General features: G+C 44.9%; 14 protein-coding genes. 2 read left to right on the top strand and 12 right to left on the bottom strand.

Going from position 1 to position 17,876, the window contains the following annotated elements:
• Positions 1-99: 99 nt before the first annotated feature.
• On the bottom strand, positions 100-648 hold the full coding sequence (locus AB3N00_RS01880; protein ID WP_413033035.1) for a hypothetical protein: 549 nt from the start codon (positions 646-648) through the stop codon (positions 100-102).
• A gap of 641 nt (positions 649-1,289) precedes the next feature.
• Here AB3N00_RS01880 and AB3N00_RS01875 point away from each other — a divergent pair.
• The gene (locus AB3N00_RS01875) at positions 1,290-1,721 is read left to right on the top strand and encodes a VOC family protein (RefSeq protein ID WP_413033034.1); all 432 of its coding nucleotides are present in this window, start codon (positions 1,290-1,292) and stop codon (positions 1,719-1,721) included.
• Between the two features lie 416 nt (positions 1,722-2,137).
• A complete protein-coding gene (locus AB3N00_RS01870) occupies positions 2,138-2,722 on the top strand; it encodes a TetR/AcrR family transcriptional regulator (protein ID WP_413035167.1) in 585 nt (194 codons plus the stop codon).
• Between the two features lie 185 nt (positions 2,723-2,907).
• Here AB3N00_RS01870 and AB3N00_RS01865 read toward each other — a convergent pair whose 3' ends face one another.
• The 11 genes from AB3N00_RS01865 to AB3N00_RS01815 all read right to left on the bottom strand — a co-directional run bounded on the left by AB3N00_RS01865 (position 2,908) and on the right by AB3N00_RS01815 (position 17,869).
• Entirely contained in the window at positions 2,908-4,221 is a 1,314-nt protein-coding gene (locus AB3N00_RS01865) for an ABC transporter substrate-binding protein (protein WP_413033033.1), read from the bottom strand.
• A 24-nt stretch (positions 4,222-4,245) separates the two neighbouring features.
• A complete protein-coding gene (locus AB3N00_RS01860; protein WP_413033032.1) occupies positions 4,246-5,070 on the bottom strand; it encodes a carbohydrate ABC transporter permease in 825 nt (274 codons plus the stop codon).
• A 19-nt stretch (positions 5,071-5,089) separates the two neighbouring features.
• A complete protein-coding gene (locus AB3N00_RS01855; RefSeq protein WP_413033031.1) occupies positions 5,090-5,962 on the bottom strand; it encodes a carbohydrate ABC transporter permease in 873 nt (290 codons plus the stop codon).
• On the bottom strand, positions 5,959-7,047 hold the full coding sequence (locus tag AB3N00_RS01850) for an ABC transporter ATP-binding protein (RefSeq protein ID WP_413033030.1): 1,089 nt from the start codon (positions 7,045-7,047) through the stop codon (positions 5,959-5,961). Before AB3N00_RS01850 ends, AB3N00_RS01855 begins: the two co-directional genes overlap by 4 nt.
• Positions 7,048-7,070: 23 nt before the next feature.
• Positions 7,071-7,907 carry a metallophosphoesterase family protein gene (locus AB3N00_RS01845; protein ID WP_413033029.1) on the bottom strand — a complete coding sequence of 279 codons (837 nt, stop codon included), beginning with the start codon at positions 7,905-7,907 and terminating at the stop codon, positions 7,071-7,073.
• 38 nt (positions 7,908-7,945) lie between these two features.
• Entirely contained in the window at positions 7,946-8,797 is an 852-nt protein-coding gene (locus AB3N00_RS01840) for an HAD-IIA family hydrolase (protein WP_413033028.1), read from the bottom strand.
• Positions 8,798-9,511: a glycerophosphodiester phosphodiesterase gene (locus AB3N00_RS01835; RefSeq protein WP_413033027.1), complete on the bottom strand. Its 714-nt coding sequence runs from the start codon at positions 9,509-9,511 to the stop codon at positions 8,798-8,800. It lies immediately after the preceding gene.
• Positions 9,512-9,653: 142 nt separating this feature from the next.
• Entirely contained in the window at positions 9,654-10,193 is a 540-nt protein-coding gene (locus AB3N00_RS01830) for a glycerol-3-phosphate responsive antiterminator (protein WP_413033026.1), read from the bottom strand.
• 267 nt (positions 10,194-10,460) lie between these two features.
• Positions 10,461-15,110: an S-layer homology domain-containing protein gene (locus AB3N00_RS01825; RefSeq protein WP_413033025.1), complete on the bottom strand. Its 4,650-nt coding sequence runs from the start codon at positions 15,108-15,110 to the stop codon at positions 10,461-10,463.
• Positions 15,111-15,785: 675 nt separating this feature from the next.
• Positions 15,786-16,871, bottom strand: a complete 1,086-nt coding sequence (locus AB3N00_RS01820; RefSeq protein WP_413033024.1) for a putative 2-aminoethylphosphonate ABC transporter substrate-binding protein — start codon at positions 16,869-16,871, stop codon at positions 15,786-15,788.
• Positions 16,872-17,083: 212 nt separating this feature from the next.
• Entirely contained in the window at positions 17,084-17,869 is a 786-nt protein-coding gene (locus tag AB3N00_RS01815; RefSeq protein WP_413033023.1) for a DeoR/GlpR family DNA-binding transcription regulator, read from the bottom strand.
• Positions 17,870-17,876: the final 7 nt, after the last annotated feature.

Below are 17,876 nucleotides of genomic sequence, written 5' to 3'. Positions count from 1 at the left end.
TACGGTCAGTCGTTACAGCAGGGAGACTCGCCATGATGTATTCGAATTATCGTTTCCGGTAACGCAGCCAGATTCACTTAGCCCTTTTCTTTCTTGCTCTCATGAAAAGACGGTGATCGCCACACATACCAGCGCCATTACGATATACAAATCTATATCCTGATCGAACATAAACCACATCTTGTGTTCTAAGTTCACTTGTTGTTTTGGCCCGAATCCTTCACCGAATAGTTCAGTTGCTTGGTTAAGGTTATTCATTTCGATTGTAGAACTGCACGGACTACTGCTTAATTCACCATCCATTTCGCTAATGTATATTAAGTATTTTTTGCCTTCCTTGAAATCAAAACCCCAAGTGAAGTCAGTTGCGACAATGATTTGAGAGTCAACTTTAGTTTTCCAACTCCTTCCAACATCCACTAAAATATATCTAACTTTCTCTTTAGTTCCTATAAGCCCCTCTTGCTTCAAGTCGACCTTTATTTGCTTCACTTCACCGTAAACAGCTCCACTATATCTCTCTAACGCTTCTTGGGAACTTCGCGACTCAGCACAGGACAAAGCTTCAGCATGTTGTCCTTTTGAAATAAAAAATACGGTAGTGAAAAGAAATATTAACGTAAGTAAACGAAGTTTCAATTTTTCCACCTACTTCTTATGACGATATTTTGTACAACTTTATTGACTTTTTCATCAGACGAAATGTTGCACTAATCTGCATATTAGTTGGATTAAGCATCTGATCACATTGGTCGGCTGCTTTAATGGTTTTATTGGGTTGTCGCCTTCCGTTAGCGTAATGATCTAGTAATTACAACGATAGGGATTAAATCATACTTTATTTATATATCCACCTATAGTTTCATCAATGATCATAAATCCATATATAACTCCGATTAATGCTGAAACAAAAAACGGAGATGCTAGCAGAACTTGATTTTTCTTTAATAAAAAAGGACCCCGTTTTCGGTTTAGGTCATTGACCATAATATATTTGTTGCCTCCTCAATTTATATTGATCACCGCTCCTACACTTTACTATAAAGTTCCAATATGTGTAGTCTAGCTACTTATCTTTTTTATCCAATTAGTTCAACGAGATAGTCAATTTATGCAGCTAGCGAAGTTCTAATGTTTTCGCGTAATGACCCTACAAATTGGATATGCCCTGCCTTGATGGTTGGACAAAAGCAGACAACCACATTGAAATGAAATCGTTAATATTATTTTACATACATTCTGTATGTATGTTAAAATGCTTCTATCAAATAGCTAAAGGAGGAAGGCTTTTGAAAGTGATGAGTTTTTATCCTGTAATTATGACGGAACAGGTGGCATCTACCGAGAAGTTTTATCGAAATTTGTTCGGATTTGAGAAGGTTTTCGAAGCAGATTGGTATGTAAGTCTACGATTGACCAAAGATGCACAGACATCGTTCGAGTTGGCGATACTGGAGTCAGGACACCCTACTATACCCGAAGATTATCGTAACTTGGTTAAGGGCCTTATTCTCAACTTTGAAGTGGATGACGTAGATGAGGAATATGAAAGACTGATCATTCGAGAGAAACTACCCATAGAGATCGATCTACGCGATGAATTATTTGGACAGCGACATTTCATCACGAGCGATCCAAACGGCATATTAATTGATGTCATCAAAATCATTCCTCCTTCCTCCTCATTTAGCGATCAGTACAATGAGAAGTTATGGGAATAGACAGACAAAAAACAACAAACATTGCTTTAAAGCCTATTTCGGATAAAGCTTGAACATTGTGTCTCAAACTATAACTCTTCATGGGGAGTCTTCTTTACAATGTTTGCTGTTGTTGTAGCCGATCAGACAGGCCCGCTTGAATTGAAGAAGCGGGCCGTCATCGCGTATCAGTCACATAAAATCTCGCTCTCGGCTAGCTACCTGAATCCTTAATAATTACCGGAGCTGAGAACGAATACGAGCAAGGATTGATTAGGAACGCTATTTCTACAAAACAGCAAACGTTCGAATGTACAGGCTCACTTTAATTAAGCATTCGAAAATAGGATACAACTCTTTAACATCTGGCGACGGGCTTAGAACCCCATATCCGCCGGTTGGCTATAAGACATACTTTAACAGGAGATTGATTGGATATAAGAAAAAATAAGGAAGAAACATTAGAGACGATTGATTTATTAATTCAAGTGGCAAGAAAACATTTTACGGAGCGAGGTTACGCGGAATCACCGATGGAGGAGATTGTCGCTGACGCCAACTTGACACGAGGTGCTCTGTATCATCATTTTGGAAATAAACGAGGGTTATTTCAAGCTGTATTAGAGTCTATACATGAGGAGATCGGGGAGAGAGTCGAAGCCGAAGCATCCCAAAGCGTAGACCCATGGGAGCAGTTGGATTTTGGATGCCGTGCATTTATCAAGGCAGCTATCGAACCGCGGATAAGACGGATTCTGCTTATAGACGGGCCAGCCGTACTAGGCTGGGAAACCTGGCGCCAATTGGACGAAAAGAACTCTATGCGACATTTGCGTGACCAATTGCGTCTCATGCAGGACCAAGGTTTTTTGAAGCCTGTACCCTTGGAAGCACTTACACATTTTATTTCAGGTGCTCTCAATGAATCGGCCTTGTGGATTGCACAAAACCAGAATGAAGGTTCGTTTGAGGAAACAATGTCCGTGATTTCTCTGTTCCTCAAAGGATTCAAAAACGTTTGATTCGCGCCTTGTCTTACCCTGGGGACAACCATGTAACAATAAAGTCAAAAAAGCCGCTAAAATAGCGACTTCAATGGGATGATGCTCATATCCCTCGATAAACAAGTTATCACTCATGCCGAGCGTGCCAAGGCGCTAAGCCGGACACAAGCGGGCTAGCGCCTTAATGTTTTTAAATCATAACTCTACTTATTCAGTAGGGCATCGGCTTTCATCGCTGCTTCAGCTATAGCTGCCTCTGCCGTTATGGACGAATCCACAACTGCACGAAGAATCTCATCCTTAATCATCTCACCAATCTCAGGATACACCTTCTGCATTGGGCGTGGACCCGCGTATTCCAATTGGTCTACCGCCACCTTGAACAGCGGCTTTTCCTCATAAAGCTTCTTCATTTCATCGCTTTCCACTGCACTGATTCGGCTAGGCAAATATCCCGTGAAGGAGCTTGCATATATCGTTTGCTCTTTGGCGGTCATCCATTTAATGAACTTCCACGCCGCCTCCTGCTTTTCTGGAGACAGGCCGGAAGTCATCACTAGGTTGGCACCACCTGTTGGAACCCCATACGTATCATTCGCAGGCATAAATGTCGTCCCCAGTTCAAAACCCTGCTCTTCTGCAACTTTCATATTATTGGTCAAATCTGCAGTGGAAGCAAATATCATGGCTGAACGCTGATTGTGGAAATCCGTCTTGGCTTGTGTACCTGCATCATCAGTCGTACCAATGCTCATGATGCCTTCATCCTTCATCTTCAGCCACAACTTCACCGGTTCAATTCCGGTTTCATTATTGAATGCCGCACTTTTCCCATCCTCGCTAATCATCGTTCCTCCGCTCTGTTTAACAAAAGCCTCATAGAACCAAATATCAACAGGCATCGAGATACCGTAGCGCTGATCCTTAATCGTTAGCTTGCGTGCATAATCTTCAAATTCCGTCCAATTCTTCGGTCCAGCAGGATCAAGTCCCGCATCCTTCAGCATGGTACGGTTCAAATACAGGATGGGTGTACTCCGCAAATATGGAAGAGCATACAGTTTGTCGTTTACATAGGAATTTCCCATTAGCCCTGGAATGAAATCTTCCATATCAAGTTGATCTTTTTCAACAAATGAAGTCAACTCCTGCGTCATGCCGGATTCGGCAAACACACCAACTGAAGCAATTTCATTTTGCCAAACTTCGGGTGCATTGCCCGCCGCAAAAGCAGCTTGTGCCTTGGAATGCTGATCTGCATAAGATCCCTGGTACTCCGCCTTCACAATGACTTCATCCTGGGACTCATTAAACATTTTAACCAAGTTCTCATTGTTCTCAGCGATCTTGTCCCCCCATGAGTACCAATATGTAATCTCTACCGGTTTATTGGCCGTGCCATTCGAACTACCAGAAGCAGCAGCATTATCGGTTGAACCCGCGGAATTGGAATCACCACAACCAGTTAAAGCTAGTGCAAGTGTTGCTGCCAACAAAATAGAACCAAATTTTTTCATGGATAAACCCTCCTATGAATTGGATTACTTCACACCCGAATAGACAAATGCTTTAATAATTTGCCGTTGTCCGAATAAGAAAACAATAAGAATCGGAACGACCAAAATCATGTTTCCAGCCATCAAAATGTGCCAGGCGGCTCCTCCGTCAACCTCGCGCAGCTTGGAGATCCCAATCGGAAGCGTTCTGGCTGCATCGGAAGTCGTCATCACGAGCGGCCAGAAGTAATCATTCCAGTGCGCAATGAAGCTGAACAATGCAAAGGTCACCAGCGTTGGACGAGCCATCGGTACCATAATCTTGAGAATGATCTTCCATTCTGGCGTTTGGTCAAGCCGGGCCGCTTCAATAAGCTCTTCCTGTACTTGCTTGAATGACTGCCTCAGCATGAATATGCCAAAGGCACTGGAAGAGAAAGGAAGAATGAGTGCCAGCAAATTGTTAATGAGTCCCCACTTGCTTAGCAGCAAATACACAGGCAGAAAAATGAGCTGACCAGGAATCATCAAGGTCACCATCGTTATCCCGAATAGCAGCTTGTCTCCTTTGAAGGAGTACCTTGCAAACGCGTAGGCAGCCAATATAATGGTTGTGAATTGAAGAAGGAGTATACTGACCGATACAACAACGCTGTTCATTAGATATTTCAAAAAAGGCCCCGATTCCCACGCCGCTTGGAAGTTGCTCCACATCACCTTGGAGGGAATCCATTTGGGTGGAAAGATCACGGTCTCCGGGTAAGACTTCAGTGATGTTGATATCATCCATAGAAAAGGGATAGCAAAAATCGCAACCAGTACAATCGTGGCAATAATATTCAGGATACGCAGCAATGACTTTCTTGCCATGATATTTCCCTTCTCCTTTCTATTGGTAGTGAACCTTGCGGCTCAGCAACTTGAAGTAGACCAGCGTAAGCAAACCAACGACAACGAGCAGTATAACTCCTGCAGCCGAAGCGTAACCGATCTTGAAATAGCGGAATCCGTACTCGTAGATGTAAAAGACGAGCGTGTTGGTTGAATTGACCGGCCCCCCGTTGGTCATGATGGCAATGGTCTCAAACACCTGGAATGAACTGATCAAATTAATGATAATCAAGAAAAACAGCGTCGGCGAAAGCATGGGCAGCGTAATTTTGTAGAACTTCCGCCACCAATTGGCCTCGTCCAGAGCCGAGGCTTCATACACATCCTTCGGAATGCTTTGGAGACCAGCGATGAAGATGAGAGCATTGTATCCCACGCCTTTCCAGACCGAAACAAGCACAAGCGACAGTAATGAACTGTCGGGACTACTCAGCCACTCCAGCTTGGGCAAACCAACCATATTCAGCAAACCGTTAAGCAAACCGAATTTGGGATCCATCAACCACATCCACACCAGGGATACAGATACTAGCGAAACAATATGTGGACTAAATAGTGCACCTTGAACAAACCCGAACCATGCCCCTTCCCGATTCAGCCAAATCGCAAGTAGAAGCGAAATCACAATGGATAAGGATACGGAAAGAAGCGTATAGCTCAAGGAATTGCTCAGGACCTGAAGAAACGCACTATCCTTAAATAACTCGACAAAGTTGTTGAAGCCCACAAACTCCTTGACCGGATTAATAAAATCCCAATTGTAAAAACTCAAAAAGATCATATAAAAGATCGGATAAATGAAGAAAATAGAGAAAATCACGATAGAGGGAGCCACCATGACATAGGGACGGAATCTGGACCAAACGGTCATGAATATTTCCCTCCCAGGACAATGAGCTCTCTAGCTTCAGACCGCTCATGCTGACGAGCACGGACTCCGTTCCGATCAAAATAGTACAGATCCTGCATGGAGACCATGACGTTTACCTCGGAGGCTGACTCCAACGGCTTCAAAAAGCTCTTCACGGCAACAGGTCCAAGCGCGGAATCCAGTTGATAGATGATTTCTGCCCCTAGTGTCTCGCGTGTCATGATATGGGCCGTGAATTGAACATGTCCCGTCTGCGGTCTGTTCTCAAGTGTCATCGTTGCTTTCTCTGGTCGAAAACCAACCTGCCCAATATCATCATGAAGCTGCCCATTTAAATAAGGCAGGATACGTTCACGATCAATCACATTCATCGGCGGTGTACCGATAAACTGGGCTGTGAAAACATTATCCGGATCATCGTAGATTTTCATTGGACGATCTGCTTGTTGAATACGCCCTTTATTCATGATGACGATACGATCTCCCATCGACATGGCCTCAACCTGGTCATGCGTAACAAAGACAAATGTTGCGCCTAGCCGTTTGTGAAGCTGAATTAGCTCCGTACGCATTTGATGGCGCAGCTTGGCATCCAGATTCGAAAGTGGCTCGTCCATCAGGAATACCGCAGGATTCTTAACCATAGCCCGAGCCAAGGCTACCCGCTGACGTTGACCTCCGGACAGAGCCTGCGGCTTCTTGTTCAAATACTCGGCAAGGCCGACCACCTCTGTGATCTCCTTAACAAGACGCTCTCGCTCAGACCGAGGCACCTTGCGATTCACTAATCCGAATTCAATATTCTCCTTGACGGTCATCATTGGATACAATGCATAGTTTTGAAATACCATGGCCACATTACGCTTGCCCGGTTCTACTCCATTGACACAATGGTCTCCGATCCAAATTTCACCGCCCGTTTCTTTCTCAAGTCCTGCGATCATGCGGAGTGTCGTTGATTTTCCACAGCCAGACGGGCCGACCAATACCGTAAAGGAGCCATCCTCAATGGTCAGATCTAGACCCTCGATGACTTTATCCTGCTTGAAGCTTTTTTCAATCTGCTTCAACACAATTTGTGCCATGACGTTTCCTCCTTCTCTTTACATTACTGAGCGGCCGATGCTAATTGAATGGATAGAATAAGGTCGCTTTCTTCACCTAACGCACCAGCGACAGGTCCAAAGCCGGGCATATCACAACTAAAGCTTTGAATATCATCGACGAGACCAGTACCCTGTATCATCCGGTGAGTTATCTCCACTTTGCCCTCATGGACTTCAATAACACGGTATGCTGGCACATCCAGGCAAGCTGCGGTCTGAACATAGTGCCATGTACCTTGCTTCACGATGGAGTTCATGTGATTATGCCCGCAAAAATAGATGCCGCCTTCTGGCCGACTATTCAATATGCTCTTCAGTTCATCCTGTGGACGGATGTACAGCTTATCAAGCGTCGAGCGTGCAGTCGTATCGAATACCGGATGGTGCCCGAAGAGAAGTACTTGCTTCTCATACGAATGGGCAAGCTGGCCTTTGAGCCATGCCAGCTGCTCTCCGTCCAGCTCCCCTCCCCAATCTTCACGGTTCATTTCCTGGGTAGTATCCAGAAAAATCAGCCTGGCATGAGGCGTGTCAATCGCCCGATAGCGATCCTGACCTGTTAGCTTGGAAATTTCATGCTTCGGTATCGAGTACGTGTCGTGATTGCCAAGCACATGAATGAAGTTCCGTTCACTTCTGGAAAGGATGGAGAAAATCGATCGGAATTCCTGAGCCGTTCCTTCATGCGTTAAATCGCCAATCGAGACATGAAAGTCCGCCTCCTCCTCTAAAAAGGCCTTGAGCATATGCTCATATACCCGAACTCTCGCTGCCTTCATTTCTTCGGTCCCATGACTCATGCTTGAATAGTGATAATCACCAAGTAACGCCAGACGCATGAACTCCACCTCCATCTTTATTTTGCAACACCTTGCTGCTAAGTCTTCTCCACCTGCAACACAGTTGAATGCTTCGAATGGTCCTTCTGCTCCATGGTGCTTTCGTTGAAAGAAGGCCATATATAATCCGGAACAATACCTGTTTTTTGAATATCCTCTCTCGAAGAGATACCCGTAAGCACGAGGGCAGTCTTCATTCCATTCTGCTGTCCAAATAAAATATCCGTTTCCAGCCGATCACCTATCATAAGGCATCTGCTGCTATTCACATCCAAAAGCTGGAGCGCCTTCTCTGCATAGTAGCGGGAAGGCTTGCCAAGCACGACTGACGCTTTCTGCTGGCTAGCTGCCTCAATGGAACTTAGAATGGACCCGGTATCGGGAATGATATCCCCTTGTACGGGGCAGCAACTGTCCGGATTCGTTGCGAGCAAAGCCGCTCCATGACGAACTGCTTTTGCCGCTAGATGAAGCTTATCGTAATGAAACTGCCGATCCATGCCGACTAACACATGTGTTGATCGATATGGATCTTCGGTAATGGCTATCCCGATTGCCCGAAGTTCTCTATGCAAAGCCTCCTCACCAATGACCAGCACCTTGGCATCCGGGGCATGCTCTGTAAAATACATTCCTGACACGTATCCTGCGGTCAGAATTTCATCAAGCTGGCACGAAACACCCAGACCTAGCAGCCTCTTGAAGCAATCCTCTCTGGTATGAACGGGAGTATTCGTAAGGAACAAGAGACGCTTGCCTCGTGATCGCAAACCATTAATTAAGTTATTGACGCCAGGGAGCATCATCTGGCCGACATAAATCGTCCCGTCTAAATCGAAGCAATACGCATCGTAAGCATACAAATCCTCCATGATCTTAGCTCTGCCCACTCACACCGAGCTGGACAACTCCAACACATCCATGAAGTATTCGAGCTCGTCTGTACAGACCCATACGGACGGATATTCCTGAAATTTCCTCATGATGGAAGTCTCGTTAATTGTCCAAGCCATCAGTTGAATTCCCAGCTCTTGACATCGATGAATGTAATGCTCGGTCACGAAGGCGTAGTGCATGGACAAGAATGTCGTCCCCATCTCTAATGACCAGTCAAGAATAGCCTTTGAACACCCAAAAGTGATGAGACCGATGCGTACATCGCTGGATAACTGCCTTATCTTCTCCAAGGCATCAAAATCAAATGACGTAATGACTACCTGATTTAACAGGTTGAATTCTTTGATAACTTCAAGTACCTTTTCCTCCAGCTGAGGGTAACAGTTACCCATCTGCTTAAGCTCAATGTTAAGCTCAATCTTCCCCTTTAAAGCACGCAGCACCTCTTCAAGGGTTGGAATATGCTCCTCCTGCTTCATTTTGAAAGATTGCAGCTCCGAGGCTGTATAATCGGCTACCCTACCCGTTCCATTTGTCATACGGTCAATCGTATGATCATGAATGACAACCGGAATTCCATCCTTGCTGAGATGTACATCCAGTTCAAGATGTGTGAACCCAAGTTCCACCGCTTTTAGAAAGGAAGACAACGTATTTTCTGGATATTTCTTTGGATAGCCGCGATGAGCAACTGCTTGAATGGTCATGCTAAAGTTACCTCCCGTTGTATTTTATGGACAACACAAAAAACCCAGCAGCAAATCACCCTCCTTCAACACATCAAGGTTGTATCGATTTACTTACCACCGGGTTTTCTCGTCGTCTCCACCCAAGGATAAATGTATGAAATTAAGCCCAGAATTTCTCATGGCCTATCGAAACAAAATCTGCCCCGCTCTTTAACGCTTGCTGTATTTCTTCCTCATGCCGGATAAGTCCTCCAACAATCAAGGGCTGGGAGATACGTTCTTTCAGTTCTTGGATGACTCGAGGCATGAGCCCCGGCATCAGTTCAACCTCATCAGGCTTGTAGCTCTTAATCATCCGAACTGCAGTTTCGATTGCAGCTGAATCAATGGCGAATATGCGCTGAATGCTTGATATGCCTGCTTGCTTTGCAGCAGAAACCGCATTACTCTTCGTCGTCACGATCCCATCGACTTTAAACACATCAGCAAGGTATTGAATGGCAGAGGCGTCACGTCCAATCCCGGATACCATCTCGGTATGTACATAAGCCTGTTTGCCACTTTGATGCAGACTATCTATGATTGCGCCAAGATTCGTAATGTTCCCTGTCATTAGAATAACTCGCTTCACATCGCTTGCTATAGCTTGTGCAATTTGTTCGTCTACTGTGATGGAGGCGATGATCGGATAATTCTTCATGATAAAGTCCTCATTCCCTCGTTTGTCATCTTAAATATTAAAGTTGAAATATTCGTTGTATACCCTATTCATGTAAATGGGTTGTTAATTTCACCTCTCAACTTAGAGCATCCACGACTAATAGAAGCATTTTGATATGCATCAGAGAGAATTTTTCCTGAAGAAAACAAAACGCCCGTTTCCCGGTACAGAACCGGGAAACGGGCGTTGCGTTTATTATGTCTATTAAACTGGCTTTTCAGATCGGCAGTTATTTTATTAATCCATTCACTCGAATGATGCCAGTAAATTAGAAATACTCTGAGCCGATTCTGCACGTGTTGTCGGCAAATGAGGATAGAAGTTACCTTCCTGATATCCCGACAGAAGTTTACCTTTCAACGCACCTTGAACATAAGCCGCAGCCCAAGAACTAACCTTGGACGCGTCTGCAGCTGCAATTAGTGAGCTGGAGTCCAGTTTGATTCCTGTCTGATATGCATATGCACGTACCAGCATAACGGCCATTTCCTCCCGGGTGATATGTTTATTCGGTTCAAAACGATTTTCAGTTACGCCTTGAATAATGCCTGCTTCAAAAGCAGCATTGACCGCTTCTTCATACCACAAGCCCCCTTCTACATCTTGGAATGAAACAGAATGATTCGCAGTTAAAGAAAGGGCTCTGCTGAGAAGAGCTGCATATTCCGCCCTTGTGATGGAACCCGATGGGTTAAACATAGAAGCCGATTGTCCCTTCACGATCTGTTTTGCAGATAGTTCCTGAATCGTTGTATAAGCCCAGTGACCTTCAGGTACATCTTGATAGATGTTTAGGAACGAAAGAACAACATACTGGCTGGATTGATTTACATCTACGGTAAGACTGGTTCTGGCCCGATTCAACTTACCACCAAGATAGCTTGGGTCCCCTCCTTCTTCCTCGATACGGTAAATGCCGGCAAGTGTAGGATTAGCTCCATTTTGAATCGGCAGGGTTATGTTCACCGGGGCAGGAAAGTACTCTAGAGAATAACTTTTACCAGATTCATCGGTGATGATTAATGAAATGGCCAGGATATCACCTATTTGTGAATAAGGAGCTTTTATCGACAGTTGGTTGGTTTGAACAGCTTCCAGTTTTAGAACTATCGTGCCTGTCTCCGATGTTGACGGGAGAAGCTTGCGAAGTGCGTTCATAATCTGGGATGGCACGATGGCACGGACTTGGTTAGCATGAACCTCTAACGCCCGGTCACCGATCTGTTTGAGTTGATCCGTCTGAATCATAACTTGATTCTTATCTGACGGAAGCTGCACGATGATGTTTCCTGTAGCATTGCTTGTTAAGAGTTCATCTGGAATAACAAGCGCATTAGCATGCATCTCAGGTTTAACTTCCACTGGTGGGGCAACACTTGGCGCCGAAGTGCCTCCACCGGTTGATGGTGTTGTCGTCGTACCATTCTTGCGCATTATGGCAATCGTATAGACCTGTTGGCCTCCATCTTGAGCTGTGACGGTTACTGTGATCAGATTAGACCCAACCTGTAATGTGCCTTCTCCTGTTATGGTTACGCTGGCCTTAGGATCGGCTGCTGTATAGGTTATTTGCGTAACCGATGTCGAGTAAGGTACGGTCAGATCGTAGTTATACTGCTTAGAAGAAAAACCCTGAACCGTAACTCCGTTGACGCGTAGATCCAAGAGATTTGCATTGTTTGAAATCTCTGCTTCAGGCAGGCGTGTAATGACGATCGTATAGATGTTCTGAAATCCGTCTTGGGCAGTTACGGTTATCGTCACGACATTGTTACCAACCTCTAATGGCTCGCCACCTTTAATCGTAACTGTTGAAGTCGGATCCAATACTGAATAAGTAACTTCTGTTACCGAAGTACTGTAAGGAACAGTTACTTTATAATTCAACGTATTTGGTGTAAACTCTGGGACACTTTTCCCGTTTACACGTAAATCGGATAACAGAACTTGGTTAGGCAACGCTTCTGACTCTCGTATGATAATGATCGTATACACACTCGAGCTTGCATCTGGAGCTTGAACATGCACTTCCACGAGATTTTCTCCTACTTGCAGTGCTTCCCCCCCTATGATGCTAACATTCAGTGAAGGGTCAGCCACCTTATAAGTGACTTCCGCCACCGAAACGTTATTCGGTACTCGAACCACATACTTCATTTGCTCCGGTACAAAACCAATCAACGTTTGACCATTCACTTGGAGATCTATCAGCGTTGCCTGTGAGACTTGTTCCTCCCGCGTTGAATGGGTCAAATTCGGCATCTTTTCATGTCCTTGAGCATCTGCAATCATCGCTTGGGTGATTTGTACAATCCCAGCGTTTTCTTGCGGTGATAATCCTAGCTTCAGAATTGGATCATCTGCTTGAAAGCCATTTTCCGCGGTCAGAATGATTCTTGTCATTCCATTAACCGTTTCCTTGCGGACCATCTTAACGTCAGATTGCGCAGGTTCAATCGATGAAAAAATAAGATCGCCGGATTTCACATTCAAATCAATGGCCTTCACATCTGAAGTCAGATTTTTGATGGATACATCATAGCCTTTAACTTGTTGTGCACCAGCCTCAACTAATTTCGTCAGCTGTAAATCTGCTGCCTCAGGCTTTTTCTGTTCAGTCTGTGGTATAAACATGCCATCAATCACATTGGAATCTCCAATAGATGGATTCAAGCCAAGTGCAGTTAGTACGGTTGCAGCCAAATCTCTTGTATTTCCGCCTTGCAATAATTTTTCCTTCCCTGCTTCAGTGGCCACAGTTCTACCATTTGCCGCGAAAAAAATAGTAGTAGCAAGGGGCTCATCCTGCCCATGACTTGTTGGCATGCCCAAGGTTCCGTCTGCATTTTCTTTGCCACCACCATGGTCAGGAAGCATAAGAATGAGTGTATCTTCCAGCAAATTATTATTTTTCAAAGCATCGTAAATCGTCTGGATATTTTTATCGGTCTTCTTTAATTGCTCATAATACTTTTTAGTATAAAATCCATCATTATGACCTGCCCCATCCATATCATCCAATTGGAAGAAAATTAACGAAGTATCCTGTGCTTTACCGCTGGCAGCGTATTCTGCGAAGGCCGCAGCGCCAGCCTCATCACCCAGAGAATGACCCTCAACCCCAACAGAGGGCTCAATATGGCCTTGAACAATATTACTCCATGTTGAGAAAACGGTTTGCTTGGTAGCAGGTAAGGCCTCTCTGATTTTTTTAAAAATGGTTGGATAATCCCAGATCTCACTATACGTATAAGCAGCGGTATCGTCATTGTAGAGTCCATGCTTCTCATAACCCACGCCATTAATCATCGAACCCCAGTTGGGAGACGAGCTGGAAGGCAAGGTTGTTTTGGCTGTATAGCTAATGGCTCCATGCTCGATGATGTTGCGAATGGCTGGAATTTGCAGGCGATCACCTACTTTTTCTTTTTGGGAGCTGGGGGTCTCCCAATAAGGAGCATCCTTAGAGACAGCTACTCCGCCACCATCGATGCCGATAACAACAACCCGTTTATAAGGCTGGTATTTGGCTTGTGCAGCAAGATCAGCTAACGCTTCATCTGTAAATCCTTGCGCAAGGGCAAGATCACCTACCGTAATATAACCATCTTGATTGATATCCTCTAATGCTTTCGCATGGATTTCCACTACGGTGGGAGCCGATTCAAATGTATCCACCTTAAGCAGCGTTGTACCGGTATAGAAATCCACATGCTTAACTTGAATAATCCCTTTGCCAGAAGCAGCCAGCGTATTAAATTTCAGTTCAGAGATCCTGGATTTCGCATACTCCAGTGGGTCCTCAATGTTATATACATTTCCTCCTGGCAGTTCCAATTTGACAATACCCGGCGTCGAAGTGTCCGTTTTCGTTGCTCGTGATGCGCTGACGAATTCAAACTTCGCAGGATCATAGGCGATCTCAACAACCACTTTGTCCACTTTCGTAGTCATGTCAGGCGTGCGTAAATCCAGATTGTAACGGAACTGCGTACCTTGAACCGTATGCTTAGCTCCTATCAGATTCAATGAACCTGAGAAATTCTCAATCGATGGGAGCGGTGCTGCACTATTATACAAATTAGAAACTTCCTGAGGTGTTAATGTTCGGCCATACATCTGCAGTTCATCAATGTGTACTTGCAGCGCATTGCTGTAATTACCTGTACCATCATTGCCAATCACTGTCGACAACCCGGTATCCAGTGTTCCTGTTCTACCCGCAATCGTCATGGTGCTTGCGATTCCCTGATAGTTCGTGCCATTAATTTTGGTCACATTCACAGGAACACCATCTTTGTAAAAATCAACTCGTCCTGAAGCGCGGTCATGAGATATCGCGATATGGTGCCATGTGCCATCTACAACATTGGGAATCTGGGCATCAGCACGCGATTCACCGGATGTATTGAAATTCCATTGAAGCGCACTTCCCTTAAGCGCTAAGGCATAACCTGCATTCGCTCCGGAATTCCAGTTCTTATTGGAGAGAATAGCAGGATCTCCTGAGACAGACGGCGATTTAACCCAAAATGCGAAGGAGAAGTCCTGTTCCTTCCCGAATTGCAGACTCTCTGGCTTGCCAAGATCAACATATTGCAAATCCGTGCTATTGGAATCAATACCCAAGGCTTGTCCGACGCGACCTTTCACGAACTGTGGGTCTCTGACTGGTGTTGCGGAAATAGCACTCTCAGATTGATCCTCCAAATTATTCTCAAAAGACATCTGCAGAAGTGTATTCGCTGGTAGCTCAGCATTCTGCGTTGCAGGAGTCTCTGCTCCTTCGTATCGACCAGTTGGTACAGAAGTCTCAGGTTGGTCTACGGACGGAGTCACAGATTCTTCAGCTGCAGACATCGTAGTGATATTGGGAAGCATTGAAGAAATCATCATGAGTGCCAATAATAATGCAACAAATTTCCTGCCTTTTCTGAACAAGTTCATCTCTCCCAAACATTATTTTTATAATCATGATTTCACCGAGACGATCCTTCAACCATGTTCGCTGCTTCATAACGTGATAATGCTTACTATTCAATAGAAGAAATGATAGCACCCACTTCTGTTTCACAGTGGACGACTAAATTATTCGATAATTAATCCTAGGGATTTAAATTCTTGAATATGACGCGTATAAATATGACGAAATATCGTTGTTAATTGAACTTTATTGTCCAGCCAACCTTTTCTCACTAACTTTATCTGGGTAGTCTCTCACACCATCAGATGATTGCGTGGTTTGCCCCATGCACCGATGCCATGAATGGTGGTCTCTGCAATAGGCGAGCCGCCTTACTTCAGACTCGACTCATACTTCTCCTGTACGTGCCGCGGAGGAAGCACGCATCCAACTCGCCGAAACGAGGAGATCATCGATTGCAAATAGATGTTATATTTTACCATTCAGGTAACAATAACGATGTGTACGCCCGGCGCGAGAGTTGAACGGCACATTTCCTGGGGGTGATTCTACTTGCTTTCTTAATTCTCAGCAGTGATATTATTTTGAAACCTTAACTACTATTGGACGGCTTGGTTTGCTCAAAAAGCAAAGCAACACTTCCGATTTCACTTAGCCTCGCTTTTGCCTTCATAACGGCTGCTCCACTCTTCCAGCACGGCATCCCGATTTTTTGCGGCTTCTTCCAAATCATATTCGATCAACTGATTAATGGGATCCTGTGTATATCCCTCAGGAAGCGCACCGGAATCGTTCTTTACAGCTGTAATCGGATAATTTTTGGCGTATTCCATCATCGCATCATCCGTAATGGCCCAGTCCAAAAAATCCTTGGCCACTTGCTTGACATTCGCCTTTTGAACGAGGGCATTCGCTTCGACGTCCCACCCCGAGCCTTCGCCAGGAAATACGACTTCAACTGGAGATCCGTCCTTCTTCTCTACAATCCCGCGGTACCCAAACGATATTCCGATCGGATACTCACCCGTACCTGCCATTTTGGCCGGCTTAGAACCAGAGTGAGTATAAACGCCGATGTTCTCATGCAACTTGTCCAGATAGTTCCACGCCTCTTTTTCCCCCAGCAGTTGACCGAGCCCGGACACCGTCAAGAATCCCGTACCTGATGAAGCTGGATTAGGCATCGTAATCAACCCTTTATATTCTGGCTTCACTAGATCCGCATACGTTCTCGGCACTGGAAGGCCGCGGTTCTCCATCTCAATCGTATTGACGATAAATGCCGTTTCCCAAGCATCGATGCCTACCCAACGGGCCGGATCGGTACTGTCCTTGAATGCAGGCTGGATCCGCTCGATTCCTTCCGGAGAATACGGAGCGAGCATGTTTTGATCGCTGAGGACGAGCAGGCTTGTTGCAGCTACTCCCCATATAACGTCCGCTTGCGGATTGTCTTTCTCAGCCAATAACTTGGCTGTAATGACGCCTGTCGAATCCCGGACGATGTTCAGTTTAACGTTAGGATACTTGGCTCTGTAAGACTGTAAGTATTCTTCTATCAGATCATCCTCCAGCGCAGTGTAAACTGTAAGTTCTTGTTCCTCTCCTGAACCGGCTCCACCTTGAACGTTTGCACCTTCTGCAGAGCCTGAGCCGCTGCTGCTGGTGCCGCAAGCACTCATAAGAGCAGTAAGTAATAGCAGACAAATGATCATCATTGCACTTTTCTTCATGAACCTAATCTCTCCTTTAATAGTTGGTTTAAGATGTTTGTCATCCTGTTCTAACTATAGAACGCTTTCGTTAACAGACTATTAAAACCAAGTAAAATATGTGCATTTATACCTTATTCAGTTGTTTTTATGTGTGTTTAATTCCATCAAAAAACCACGACATCCGCATTTACAAACGCCGTGGTTAGTGAGACTGTAATGCTATTCGCCTTCTAGTCAGCCACAATCCAGTGGACATCCTCATCCGTTAGTTTGCTCACCCAAGCGGATGGGGGAGGAACATCGCTCACCACCATATCCACTTCCCTGAACTCCGCAAATTTATAAAAATGTGAAGTTCCAATCTTCGTGTGGTCTGCTAGTACTATAGTCTGTTTAGCCTGCTTAATGAATGTTCTTGCCAGCAGCCCTCGATCATCCTCATAGCTCGTGATTCCCGATTCCAGTTGGAGACCGTCCGCTACTACAAAAGCTTTATCCACATGAAAACCGTACATGAACTCCACAGCAAGCGAACCAGATGCCCGATAATGCTTGGAATTAACTCTCCCACCGATGAGCACAATCTCTCCGTCAAAAACACCTTTGTTTTTGTAGTTAATGAGTAGATTCAGTGTATAAATGGAAGATACCAGGACAGTAAGTTGCTTTTTAAGTATAAGGGAATCTATCATTTGAAGTGTTGTTGTCCCTTCGTCAATCACGACGATATCATGGTCTTGAATCAGAGTAGCGGCAGTTCTCCCGATTCTCTTCTTTTCTTCAGCTTGCAGCACCTCTCGTTGGCCGTAAGCCGGTTCTACCCTCTCCACATTTAGTTTCACGGCACCACCGTAGACTCTTTTCAACTTATTCTCATTCTCAAGCTCTTCAAGATACCGACGAATGGTTTCGGAAGATACATCCAGTTCCCGCACCAGTTCGGGGGTCCTAACCTTCCCCTTTAGCTGGAGCATATTAAGAATGTTTTGCTTTCGTTCCTCTCCGGCCAGTGACATCACAGAC

Source organism: Paenibacillus xylanilyticus, from assembly GCF_047246825.1.
Classification (GTDB): Bacteria; Bacillota; Bacilli; order Paenibacillales; family Paenibacillaceae; genus Paenibacillus; species Paenibacillus xylanilyticus_B.
This window is presented reverse-complemented; position numbering and strand designations above follow the sequence as displayed.